The 13,708-nt window shown below is 31.3% G+C and carries 10 protein-coding genes; 6 read left to right on the top strand and 4 right to left on the bottom strand.

Annotated features, from left to right (window positions below; genetic code table 11):
- Positions 1–69 precede the first annotated feature (69 nt).
- Entirely contained in the window at positions 70–885 is an 816-nt protein-coding gene (locus tag F1Z66_RS08475; RefSeq protein ID WP_149863185.1) for a PPK2 family polyphosphate kinase, read from the bottom strand.
- A 516-nt stretch (positions 886–1,401) separates the two neighbouring features.
- Between F1Z66_RS08475 and F1Z66_RS08470 the strand changes: the two genes are divergently transcribed.
- The 5 genes from F1Z66_RS08470 (at position 1,402) to F1Z66_RS08455 (ending at position 8,218) form a co-directional block, all read left to right on the top strand.
- Positions 1,402–2,655: a DUF2334 domain-containing protein gene (locus F1Z66_RS08470; RefSeq protein WP_149863184.1), complete on the top strand. Its 1,254-nt coding sequence runs from the start codon at positions 1,402–1,404 to the stop codon at positions 2,653–2,655.
- A gap of 499 nt (positions 2,656–3,154) precedes the next feature.
- Positions 3,155–3,673, top strand: a complete 519-nt coding sequence (locus F1Z66_RS08465) for a nitroreductase family protein (RefSeq protein ID WP_149863183.1) — start codon at positions 3,155–3,157, stop codon at positions 3,671–3,673.
- Between the two features lie 1,333 nt (positions 3,674–5,006).
- Positions 5,007–5,237: a hypothetical protein gene (locus F1Z66_RS08460; protein ID WP_149863182.1), complete on the top strand. Its 231-nt coding sequence runs from the start codon at positions 5,007–5,009 to the stop codon at positions 5,235–5,237.
- Positions 5,238–7,136: 1,899 nt separating this feature from the next.
- Positions 7,137–7,262, top strand: coding sequence for a hypothetical protein (locus tag F1Z66_RS16250; RefSeq protein ID WP_255437906.1), 126 nt, complete (start codon positions 7,137–7,139; stop codon positions 7,260–7,262).
- Between the two features lie 185 nt (positions 7,263–7,447).
- Positions 7,448–8,218 (top strand): hypothetical protein, encoded by a 771-nt coding sequence (locus F1Z66_RS08455; protein ID WP_149863181.1) that lies wholly within the window; start codon positions 7,448–7,450, stop codon positions 8,216–8,218.
- 332 nt (positions 8,219–8,550) lie between these two features.
- Here F1Z66_RS08455 and F1Z66_RS08450 read toward each other — a convergent pair whose 3' ends face one another.
- A complete protein-coding gene (locus tag F1Z66_RS08450; protein ID WP_149863180.1) occupies positions 8,551–9,198 on the bottom strand; it encodes a hypothetical protein in 648 nt (215 codons plus the stop codon).
- A 967-nt stretch (positions 9,199–10,165) separates the two neighbouring features.
- Here F1Z66_RS08450 and F1Z66_RS08445 point away from each other — a divergent pair.
- Positions 10,166–10,915: an adenylate/guanylate cyclase domain-containing protein gene (locus F1Z66_RS08445; RefSeq protein ID WP_149863179.1), complete on the top strand. Its 750-nt coding sequence runs from the start codon at positions 10,166–10,168 to the stop codon at positions 10,913–10,915.
- A gap of 507 nt (positions 10,916–11,422) precedes the next feature.
- Here F1Z66_RS08445 and F1Z66_RS08440 read toward each other — a convergent pair.
- On the bottom strand, positions 11,423–11,686 hold the full coding sequence (locus F1Z66_RS08440; protein WP_149863178.1) for a hypothetical protein: 264 nt from the start codon (positions 11,684–11,686) through the stop codon (positions 11,423–11,425).
- Positions 11,687–11,861: 175 nt separating this feature from the next.
- Entirely contained in the window at positions 11,862–12,362 is a 501-nt protein-coding gene (locus tag F1Z66_RS08435; RefSeq protein WP_149863177.1) for a CBS domain-containing protein, read from the bottom strand.
- Positions 12,363–13,708 lie beyond the last annotated feature (1,346 nt).

Below are 13,708 nucleotides of genomic sequence, written 5' to 3'. Positions count from 1 at the left end.
CATAGACATATTGTTTTGCCTCTAATATACCTTATCAGTTTTTTTCAAGCAGCATTTAAAATGTACGCCTTATTCAAAGATGTAATTATCTGGATCTATGCTTATATTAGGAAATTGAGGATTAATTGTTTCAAATATTCTTAGTAAAATGGATGAAACAGCCCAATTTCTAAAGTACTTTACATTTGCTGGAATCACAAACCAAGGAGCCCATTTCTTGTTCGTTTGATTTAAGATATTTGAATATAACTGCATATATTTTTGCCAATTCTTGTGACTTATCAGGTCTGCCTCTGAAAATTTCCAATTCTTTTTGGGATCATGTATTCTTTGTAGTATTCTCTTTTTTTGTTCATCTTTACTAATATACAGGAATATTTTAACTATTGTAACATTATTTTCCGATAGGTATCTTTCAAAAAAATTTACTTGTCTAATCCTGTTTTTAAATATTTTCTTCGGCAATGATCCAATAATTGCTGGTTCGACTAAATCTTCGTAATAAGACCGGTTAAAAATACCAACATGTCCATAGGAAGGGATTGAATTATGTATCCTCCAAAGATAATCATGCGACAATTCTTCGTCATTTGGTTTTTTGAATGACTTTATGTTACAACTTTGAGGATTTAGGCCCCGCATTACCTGTCGAATAGTTCCATCTTTTCCTGCAGCGTCAACCCCTTGCAATATTACCAAAACTGATCGTTTATTTTCAGCGTATAGTTTGTAATGAAGGTCCGCAAGGTTAGACAAAATCGCATCTAAATCAGATTCCAAATCTTTCTTTGACTTTGATCCAGAAAGGTCAGGATTTAGATCGGATAAATTAAATGACCTGGAATTGTGAGAAAGGTTAAGCTTTAGTTCATCATACGGGTCCACAAGGTAAAATGTAGTAGACCCGGTTTATTTATTATTCCAAAATTCTCAACAATAGTTTAATTTGGTATCAAGACATTTGTTTGATAAAAGGAGACAGAAAGTATTTCGAAATGTTGGAAAATTAATTAATTCAGACTTCAACCATTATATCATACTGGAAGAACCAAATGAGAATATAAGTAGGGGGTCTGGAAACAGACAGATACAAATTCTATCAGGTCCAGGGTTAGTTTTTTTAGAATTCTAATCTTCTCTTCAAAGCTTCATAAAGCCATATGATGTCCACTCTAGGCAAAAGCTATTATGCTAGGAAAAAATACATTGTTAGTCTTTTTTATAACATCCTATAATATTGTTATTTTATTAGTTACCAGATTATTAAATTTTGAATTTTTGTTTTTAAGAAATATACAAGTATCTCTGAGCAAACATGTATGGAATCATCCTGAACTTGCTATTTGGTATAGATCGTACAGGTATATCATTTAAAAGTTTGGTATTTATATCTGATTACAATTGAAAATTGTTCCACTAATAGGACCTTGTGGTAAGATCCCAATTTTAATACGTGATGATGACATCAATTTTTTTACTCAGTATAATAAGCTAAATTTGATATATTCAGAAGCTTGGAAAAAAAGCTTTAAAGTGAGTTTTTCTATCATCCCCTACCAAATTTCTATGAATGATCCTTGCGTCCCACCAAATTATAGGAATGTACAAAAAAATTGCTATTCTATTGAAAAAAATGATAAGTTATGCTCATACTTAAGGGAAAAAATTGCAATGAATCAGGTCGAAATTATTCAACATGGACTTACTCACAAACTATCTAACGGCAGAGGAGAATTCAGTGAGATGTTTTATCCCAGAATACTCAACCCTGTAGAAGATTCAAGGGAAAAGGTTCCAATACATAATATAATCGATCCCGTAAATAAAGATCAAAAATATGAAAGTAATTTTGAAGCATATTTAAATATCGGCAGGAATATTTTAAAAAAGTCATTTAATATTGATCCGCTAATATTCGTTCCCCCTTATGATGATATTTCTTATGAAAACATTAATTTAATTTCTCGTGCAGGCATGATTCCAGTCTACGGCCAGTCGAAATATCATAAATTGTTCAGATCAAATCTGATACCTAGCAAGATAAAATCGTATCTTGTTCTTAGAATCATTAAGAAATTTGCTAACAAAGGTTTTATAATACCTCTTATGATGTCAAATTTAGATTATTTTAAGGCCGAACCCAAGAATGGATTACCGCTGTACATACCAAGAAGGCTCAAACTTAATCCGATTTCACAAGATGAAAAAGAACTAATTGCAAGCGAATCGAAAGTATTTTTAAATTGGGTATATAGAACTGTTGCACACTGTAAAATATATAGGAATCCAATTTGCATCCTTAACCATTACCATCATTACTTTTACGATTGGCATCAATACAAAATAACTAGGGACAATTTGTTTACCCAATGGAGTCTGATTCTGAATTTACTTGATAAAATACCCTTTTCATGGAAGACGAACTTTTATGATCTGTATCAAAGAATACAAGACATAAGAAAAATCAAATTTACAGAGACAGGTAATAAAATTACTATCCAATCTAGTCAACACGCAGTAACAGATGTATCCTTCAAAGTGGACAAAAAAATTGAATTAAAGAATGATAACATAATTTGTGATCACTATGATGAAAGAATCATAACTGTAAAGAGAATAAATCCAGGTACTAACGTAACAATCTATCTAAGGTAAAATAAAATCCCACCATTGAAGGGATAAATTCATAAAATACCGATATAATTTAACATGTTCAAGATATACTTTCTTATAAAGTTCTCATTCAGACCCGGAAAATAAACCGATCATTGATCTATACATGATAAATAATTATAATTTTTGGGTCCCTTACCTGGGGAAATCACAGGATAACGGCTTCCATATCACCATGGAGTCGAAAATTTTTTTAGTCTCCCTTGTATAGAGTGCATAACCAGGACAAGATTCAAAATAATTTGATGGTTCAAATGAACTCATTCGTACCTTGCTATAAATGAACTCTTTAATAATAAATTGAAAAATATTGGTTTTTTTTGTCTGGTCACTTTTTATTTGATCCCCCTTGTTTCCACAATTCCACCGTTGAAGAAAGATTTTATAAAAAATACAGCGCATAATCTTTGAAAGGTTCTTAAAGTTTAGGAAATAGATGAAATGCTTTAAAATCATATTGTTCTATTGAATTACTATATATATGAATACCCGCGAATGCATTGCTACAAAGTTAGACATCCGTGAATTTAGTTCTGATGAGGTCTCAACAAATTCCATAAAAGAAATATTGGAATCGGCAAGAAAAACTGGCAGTGGTTTAAATACCCAACATTGGAGATTTATCTTGGTTAGAGAAAAAGATAATTTGAAAAAATTATCAGATTCAAGCACAAGTGGACAATGGATAATCGGAGCAAATTTTGCCATAATAATTCTAACAGACCCAAAGTATTCATTTCACTTGTTGGATGCAGGAAGACTGATTCAAAATATGCAATTGTCAGCGTGGGACGAAGGGATAGGTTCAGGGATTTACACCGGTGTGATTCCAGATCAAATGAGAAAGCACTTCAATCTACCATCTAATTTAAATATATCTGCGGTATTGGGTTTTGGATATCCTAAAAATCGGATTAAGGGAAACACGAAAAATAGAAAATCAATCGAGGATATATCATCTATCGAGTCATATGGGAGGTCAATCAAGGAGATCCTGTAAGACAAATATCCCTCGAAGATTTAGAAAAGTAATTAGTTGTTTAACACCTGCAAAGATTCCATCATGGAGAATTATGTCGAGCCAAAGATCATGTCATAATAACCAAAGTGAAGATCAATCCAAAATAACGACCCTTGAAAGTGTACCATCCGTACAATTATAATTCGAGAATTACAAACTAATGGGTGAGTGGAAATTCATGAGTTGTATTTGCTACTGGTAAATATTATAAGAGAGAACATTCATGATTCATATTTAGATTTTCACAGCGATAAATAATTTGGCGATCTTTGTTTTGAATACCGATCTTGGTTCAAATGAGAAATTAGGAATTTAATTACAATTTGGAAATCACAGTTAGAACTACCCGTTTTCAGCAAGATTTTGTAAGATTGTCATTTATTAATACGACAAAGAAGTATTAGTTAAAAGGGGTAATCACCAATAGTTTTATGGTCACAAAAAATAAGACGAATGTAAAGTTTATGTAGCTTACTGAAGAAATTCAGCAAATTTATTAGAAATGCAGGCATTGTACTCAACATAGTAATCGATTCAGAAAAAAAACTGTCGATCATTACAAATATACCAAATATCGGGTAGAATGTAATAATCTTGAGTCTTAAATAAACAATTTATAACAGAAGTGACAATTGAAAACCTTTAATACAGTAAGAATCTATAAAGGTGGTAACTGCATTTTAACTTTGGTCAGATATTAAATGGAACTTTACAGTCAACCAATCAGCCTGAATCTACATTAATATTTCTGTTATTGATAATCGATCTTTTTTTGCCTCTATTTTGAAGATTTGAAACCCTCTTAGAACAGGTCAGTACATATTTGATGCACATTGATGTAACAATGTCCTTATTAAGAAAAACAAGAGGTTAGAATAAGCAAATAGCATAAAATAGCGTCTAGTTGTATTACAAACCAAAGATACTATTATAAGAAATTCGTCCTCTGTTGGAATTCCTATTATTTTTTTCATCGACTTACAGATTCGAAAGTGAAAAGTGTAGTGGGCGAGATGTCTGTCCTTAAACAGCACTCAGTTGTTAAAATCAAAAAAAATGAATTTTGACTCAAACATATGGAAGTTGAATTAGCAGTTCATGTTTTCATTTAATGGGCCATAACATTCTCATCACCCATTAGCACAACCCAATAATCAACATTTCAAATAGATATGGCATATTGATATAAAGTTCCTTGTGGAGATTCTCGGTGAAAAAGTCGAAAATTAAATCAAAATTTGCTATAAACGATATTCGTAGATTAAGGTCAAGAATAAAACTATAAGTCCGATGTATTGAATAGGATGAGTATATGACTTTTAACGGAAAAATAGGTGATTTAGTGAGTCAAATCATGATTGTGGGCTGTCCAAAATGTGGTCAGAAGGAAAATTTTCAACCCACAGTCGCAGATAAGTATGTAGACCAATCCACTCCTATTGAAACAATAGAGCAACTTGGACTTGGAAATTGGTTTATTACGTGTGGTAAGTGTAAACATAAAATATCCAAATTGGAAGAAATTTTTAGAGATCATTCTTAACTCTGCACTCACTAGTTTGGAAAAAGCGATTGAGGGCTCCCAGCTAAAATGTCAAACTGCATTCATCGTAATTGTAAAAAACTTTGTTAAATTAGGTTTGTTATTAATACAATAAATAATATAGATTCTTGACCAAATCCGCAAATTTGAATAGTTACAAGATTATCCCACTACACATAAAGGTAGATTGCCACAAAATTAGTTCGTAGTGTTGATGGTCATGATTAACACTAATTAACGATTTGTTTGATAGATTCATTCTTAGGTTGATCTAGTGTAATTTTTATACTATGCTTTGCCAATTTAGACCGACCCTAATTTGATTTTAAGATTTCAACTATGAAAAGCAGTACATATGGTTAAATGAGTGAATTTATCAATTTTAGTAATTTTTATTCATCTGCAAGAGGGTATACTTAGTTATTATTATGCCATATAGTTTGTATTTTTTGGATGATGATTAAGAAATAGTCATCATCCATATGTAGAGTGAAGATAAAATTAAAATACATTCATTGGTTTCAGATCTATTTTTTGATATTGATGTAGTTCAAAATAGATAATCCAAGATACATTTTGCATTAAAAATTAAATGAATGACCAATTAACCTCGAATGCACATAGTAGTAAGCGATTCTATATTAACACTATGAATTTCATATTCTTTTAAAAATTTTTCAAAATGTAACAGCGAAAAGAAGGAATAAAAAGGGGAACAATTTAAATTTCATTGGCTGCATAATAAATAGGAAAGTAGAATTTAATCAGGGTTTCACTTGTGACCTGTTACTGTATTTCCTAATAACATTCGATTTTAAGATTATTTTTCTGTGATCGATAGTGATACTCTTTTTATAAATAATTTTTTACATCTTTGACACAGAATTTCGTACAGTGGAGTCTCATTGATATAGCTGTTATAGAATTCGTGCTTCCCTATTACTATTAGCATATTATCGTTAACCCTATTACATGTTGGGCAAACTATCAGAGACAAATCAAATTCAAAAGTCATTATTATGTAATTAGTTAATCGGTTGATATTGCGTTTGAAGGAAGTAACAAGTAGATTTTATTCTAACAGTTGTAATAATCATTAAAAAGTATAATTTTTGACTATATCATCTAAGAAGTTGTCTTATATAGTTAGCAAATTGAGATAAATCCTGATTTCTTGTTGCACGGTTATATTCAAAAGCACTAAATCATATCAAATGTTTATAGATCAATTACCACATTAAATGTTAAATTACCCTCGATTCATTGCAGGTACTATCCTCATAGGGTTAACAAAGAATATAGGAAAATATTTTGATTCACTGTTATGGACTTGCCTTGCTAACTCGCACAATGTCTGAATAATTCAGTATTATGAAATAAGTAGACAAAGTTATATAATATGCTAACTGGGACAATAATAAGTTAAAAACATACATGACGTGCTGGAGTAATATACTGGCGATTAACTGGAGTATCATTTTGCCAAGGTAGTGCATAACGAATTATATAAAAACTTTTTCCAAACTCAATATTTTAACTTTATTAGGTTACTAAAAAATAGGTAGAAGATAATGAACACAAGCAGAATAGTAAATCAATGTTAACAGTTTTTAATAGGAAGCGAGTGTTTGTGTTTGTACATGGAATCTGTTCATGTAAAAAATTGGGCATTAAAATCAATAATGAAATCGAAGATAACAATGCGATAAGTCTACCCACCCTTGAATAAAACATTTTACTGTTAAAAGAAATTTATATCCATTACTAAATCTTGTTCGTTGTTGAATTTAACTATCAGATAGTTTACCATCTAACAAAATGAAATTACTAGTGTATCCACTTTTTCAAAAAAATTTGTCATGCTGGTCAGACTGATACCTTGTTGATAACACTTTTCAAATGAATTTGATTAACCATATTGGTTGGATAAGTTCTGATTGCTTTGAGCGTCCTGCTTCAGCCATGTTGACGGCATTAGGTAAATTTGTCAAGCATCCAAAAACCTTTAAAGAGGATAGAGGATGAGATTCGATCAAATTACATTGACCAAATTCTAAATCAAATACTTTTTAAAATAATGATTATTCATCTATTTAATCGGTATCAAATTTATTCATTAGATACGATGCAAAATTAATTCTGTATCTACATTGAAGTACAGCATCAAAAGTTTTTTTAAGTGACTAAAGTAATAGAATTCTATGCAGGAAATGAGTAAGACAACCCTAAACCCTAAAGATGTAGAAGTTTCTATCTCTGAAATATGTGATGGAATTTATAGAATATGTGGTTTGGTTGATACCTACGGCATTACATTTAACCAATTTCTGATTAATGATGAGACTCCTACATTAATTCATACTGGCCCAATGGGAATGTACCCCTTGATTGAAGAGAAGGTAAAAGAGGTAATACAACTTGACAAACTCGGGTATGTGGCATTTCTTCACTTCGAAAGCGATGAGTGGGGTGGAATGGAGTTTCTAAAAAGTCCTCGGGCCAGATTGGTTTGCAGTGACCTAAGCTCAAAATTAAATCTCACAGGATGGTATAATATGCCAGTAGATCACATCTCATTTTGGGATGGAGAAGTTCTTAAAACTGGTAAAAAAACATTGAGATTTATTATGACTCCTCATGTTCATCATTGGGACAGCATGATGATATTTGAAGAAAATACAAAGTCTTTGTTTACTTCAGATTTGTATATTCAACCCGGTCAAAATAAACCAGTTGTTTCAGAGGATCTATCTGAATCAATGATTTCCCTATACAGAGCTGTAGGCATTTTCGCTTCAGAAAGACCTGTTCGGGAGACTACGAAACGGCTTGTAAGCCTTAACCCGAATATGGTATTTCCAATGCATGGATCATGTATAGATAAATCTATGTTTAACAGATACGCTGATGCAATTATGGATAAAGATTTTGCCTATACTAATATGCTTCTTGGTCAAAAATTAGAATATAATGTTACCTAAATACATATAATTCTTTTTATATAACTATTTGACTTATTATTCTTATCAATTGTAGTAAAGACTATCTTTTTAGATCTGTTAATTGGTTGTCAAGTGGTCTCATAGCAGATTGATATAACCGATGTAGTTGTGGTATTATTTATTTAACGATGGAATTCCTTGGAATTTATTAATTCATCTTTAGGTAAAAAGATCTTGATAGATCAAAATTTTCATGTAAGACAAACCTTACATTGTATTGACAAAGTTATAGCTTCAGTCTAACGAATTAACCATGATTGTTGGAGCGAGTAAAACAAAATCAACGTCATAAAAATGATAGAAGAAATGGACTAATTTTGTCCTAATACATTGAATCCACTATTTACTTGATTTTGGAAACTGACATTGTCGCACGAAACAATTGCATCTTCTCCAGAAACACATTGAGAATTTTGACGTGAAGATTGAGATTGACCGATACCTTGGTTGGAGTTATTTCCGTCATCATCATCGTCATTATCTCCACCTCTTTGTGCGGCTGCGTTGTTACCGGAATTATCTTGGTTTTGGAAACTGACATTGTTGCAAGAGTTACTCAGACTACCTCCAGCCACACATTGAGAATTTTGACGTGAAGATTGAGATTGACCGATACCTTGGTTGGAGTTATTTCCATCATCATCATCGTCATTATCTCCACCTCTTTGTGCGGCTGCGTTGTTACCGGAATTATCTTGGTTCTGGAAGTTGAAGTTGTTGCCAGAATCTTCAATGTCATCACCTGATACTACTTGGCTATTTTGTAAAGAGCGTTGCACTTGAGATATTATTTGTGAAGCACTATTTCCGTCATCATCATCGTCATTATTATGATGATTTCCGCTTGAATATGCTATATTCAAGTTAGAAAAAGTTCCTAATGGAGACAAAGTCATAATAATAGCTAAAGCCGAGAATATGGCTAGAAAAGTTTTCTGGTTTTTATCAATACCATTCATGTTGACAATTAATACATAATTATGTGCGATATAACTCGTATCAAATATCTTTATGGTAAAATTAAATCTAAAAAACTATCATAACATTTTACTATGTTTATATATTCAACACTACTTCAAAACTACCAAAATCATTCATTTAGGATTATCAATTAATACATGGCCAAAACAAATTTTCCCCGACATTAAAATCAAAGATACTAGTGATTCAATAAATTGGCACCAGAATAATTACAATATTGAAACATAAAAATGATAATAAAGCAAAATAATGTAACTTGATTGTAAAGCTAATGTGAATCTACCGATTACAGAATTGATCATAAAACCATTCACTAATTGAAGGTAATCTAATACAGCAGTGATAGTCCTTCGTCTTGATTGACTCCACAACTTAATATTTTATTTTGGAATAATAAACTGGATTTTTGTCTAGGAATGGTCAAAATAGCATGCTGTTTGTTTTTCTATGAAACTATTGATGAGACAAATTTTGTTTGAATATTGTCTTCCTGGAATAGAAAGGAACTATGATTTTCATCCTCATAAATCTATTTGTCGGCCAAAGCGAATAATGATCCAGATAGAACTAAAATTGTCCCTATCAATTTAAGGAGTTAAATACTATAGGCAACGGTATATGAATAATAGGTAAATGAGTTCAATCTATCTCGTCAATTTTATTTATACAATTTAACCTCTCCACTGACATTGTTAAGGAAAGATTGAAGCTCTTTTCGTAGTAAATAATAACTATCTAGTCTTATTATATCCATTAAATGGCTACTAAAAAAAATGAAAGCAAAGTAATTATTCAAGTAAGCAACAAACCAGAATAATGTTATTATACGGTATTAGAGTAACTTAGAATCTGGAATTTATCTATAATAACATCCATAATAATCTTTATCATTCCCCCAAAAACGCAGATAGCAGGAGTAATTCATACGACACAGATTATGAAAATATGACAAACATTGAAGAAAATAACATCTTGGACTTTAGTACCCTTCGCAATTTGCGACAAGGTCGCTTGGAAGGAGTCCTGAGTGAGAGATACCAGTATTATACTTCAATTGAAAGGGGACAAAAATTCTTGCTTCAATACGTCAATTCCAAAATTGACCTAGTCATAATGTATGCGGATATGGTCGGATCTACCAAAATGAGCATGATGCTACCTACAGAAAAGGTCGTAACAATTTTAAAAGCATTCTCTCACGAGTTATCATCGGTAATAGAAAGTTATGGTGGGTTCGTTTTAAAATATGTGGGAGATGCCATCATATCATTTTTTCCACCAGGTTTCAATAAATATCTAATTTGTGACAAGGTCTATCGTTGTGCCAATTCAATGCTAGCAACAGTAAGAAATGATATCAACCCTGTTTTTCGAAGACATGATTATCCTAATTTGGAGATTAAAATAGGAATAGCAGAAGGAGAAAATGTAGTTATTCAATATGGCAGAGATAAAAGTTCCCAAATAGATTTAATAGGATATGTCATGAACGTTGCATCCAAAATAACATCCATTACACCCCCCAATCGAATTTCTGTAGGAGGGACCTTTTATTCGCTACTGCATCCTAATTCACAATGCGATTTTGAAGAGGCTAATTTGGAAGAGAGACAATGGAAATATATTGATAAACACACCGGTAAACCTTACAGAGTATATACAACTAAAGTCAAGAACTCAAGTAATCTAATCTAACAAGAGGATTATATAGTGTATATACTACAAAGCCAAAGAAGCTATTTGAAATGGAATCCCCAAACTAGAAGTATGAAAAAAAAGGAAACTTAGAGTTATACGACAGTAATAAAGATGGTACCAGTACAAAGAATCTTCAATATTGTTTAATATCAAATGTATTAAATCATTTTGTTTATTCTTTTATTTCTTTACTACAGTCTAAAGGTTCTAAATTGGAATTAACTTTGAATGTGGGTTTTAATCAAATCAATATCGCCTCCAGAGTTTCTTTATATGTTTGATTTACAAATTCAGCCGAAAAATGGTAACAATGACAATAAATTAGAAAAACAAAAGTTCTTAGATCCATTAAACATTTCAAAATTACCATCATACAGATAGTAAAATAACCTCTGCGAGTCCAATCAGTATTGACAGCGGTGAAAATAATACAGAATGGTAAATCTCCATCAGATATTAAAATACCAAACAGATTGTTATTGCTATTGTACATGACTAGTTTTACTAAGCGAATGACTGCAGGGTTTGATCTTTTTTTGTTCCAATGTTATCAGCTACATGTGCAGCAATTCCCAATGATACAAAGTAAATTATTGCGATTACACCTAACCTTTCGTGACCATAATCGTTTGCCATCATATTCCCCCATTTGACAAAGGAAATACACATTCCTGTATAAGGTAGGAAGAGCATGCTGCAAAACAGCCTGAACCTTACTGGGCCAAATTTCGGAACGAACCATTCGTTTAATCTGTTATCTTTATACATTTCTTTTGGTGCCTAAATCATCTTAAAAATTTGAGTGATATATAACTATTATTTGGTAAACCAATAGTGACTGTCATCAAAATAAAAGAACTAAAAATAATATTACTCTTATGCATCGTTTTGACGATTAGATTTTCAAACTCATGATGGTCTTGTTACGTATCATATCTCTATTCTATTTGTAAAAAGAATTGCTAAACCAAAATCGTGAAAAATCTTCGTATATGTCTTTCTGAGGTATTGGAAAATCACTAGAGATAACAGTGGAAATTAATTCCTTATTGCTCATAAGTAGCTTAAATATATCATGCTCCGTAACAATACCTACAAGGTTATTTCCTTCCAAGACAATAATCCTTCTTATTTTACGTTCATACATCAATTTCATTGCGTCTAGGACTGATGCATTTTGTGAGAGTGTGATTAATGGATAACTCATGAGTTCTCTTACGGGAACCTCCAAGTCTGCCAATGAAAATGTGCTTACTATTCTTACTATATCTCTCTCAGTTACAATACCTACCGGGTTCTTGCTATCATTATTATCGATAATTACAACAGAACCTATATTGTTGTCTATCATAACCTTGGATGTATCAAAAATATTTTGTTCTTGATCTATTACTTTAATGTCTTTATTGACGACCTCTAAAATACTTATAGAGCTTAACCCCATGTAAGATGCTTACAGTCGTTATTATATTAAATTATATATTATACAGATGATAAATCAATGCAGATCGTTCAATTGGGTTTACCTGATAATTAGAATCCTATTATTGGAAAGATGTTATGAGTTGATATTCTAAAGACTGCTTATCGTTACAATTATCACACGATCAATATTGGACAAATAACCTATCAGTAGTTTTGTGGCATTTCTTGACACATGATTCGTTATCCTATCATTCTTGAAAATCCTCTAGGTCCCACCATATCCAATACTACTAAATCAATAACGTCTTATTTAGCAAATTTTATTCTTTTTTTTGATCGAATCGGCGAAGAAAATTTCTACATGAACATGAATCTTTGTTTTAGCATACTTACTTTTTCTCTCTTGTGTTATTGAATTTTAATTTTTTTTATAGTTCTTCGAAATCCTTACCAAACTAGAGAGTATTACTTTATGATTCGTTGACTAATTACGATTAATGTATTTGTACTAGCATTTCATATATAACCTAGGGTACAAAGTAGAGTTTGGTTTTTCTTCGGAAAATTAGATCCCCTGATCAATTGTCATCTCGGAAAAAGGAGATTTATCAAATGTCAATGGTATTCGATTAAATAAAATACTGATTTTAAAAGTTTCAAACCTATAAGGGATAGAATAGATTAACAAAAAAAATATGGTAGGATAGCGATTGATGGGGAAGAATATGTCATTTGTTATCTAATAATAGTAAATTTGGCTTTTGATGTTTCAAACCCTGTTAGATTAATTTTTTATACTTTTATTAATAGCCGTATTTTTATTTTCAAGATTATCCATCAATGCAGCAATATCCACATTCACAGACTATATCTGCGAATAATTCACATCGTGTATTTTCTTTTATCAATTTCAGTACTATTATACCCGTTTTTCATCTACTTAATACTTACGAATCACTTGCAATTGATAGCAAACAGAGGCAGCAAAATATTCTTTTCTCAAGTTAGTCAGATAAGATATTAGAAATCAATTATCAAAAGTAACGACTCACGTAATAATATCAAAACAATAAAGCAATTAACCTGGCTAAAAAGTCAATGAAATTACTAGTGATAAAATTTTCGATTTTACCTTGTTTGAGCAATAGAAAATGGTTAAAATGTCAAATTCCATTGTTGATTTCAAATAAGGATATCAAATTGAATACTGCGGCATACAAATCATGCTTAGAAGCCAATCTTTTGGGGTCTTTGAATAAATATAATTTTTTTGAGGATTCCAATACAAATAGGAGAGAAAAGATTGTTTTTGGTATTATGGAAAGGTACATATTCGTATCTTGTAAGTAACTCAACCATTCAACC

This window comes from Candidatus Nitrosocosmicus agrestis, from assembly GCF_008389435.1.
In the GTDB taxonomy this organism is placed as follows: Archaea; Thermoproteota; Nitrososphaeria; order Nitrososphaerales; family Nitrososphaeraceae; genus Nitrosocosmicus; species Nitrosocosmicus agrestis.
Note: the sequence above shows the minus strand (reverse complement) of the source record. Positions and strands in the feature narration are given on the sequence as shown.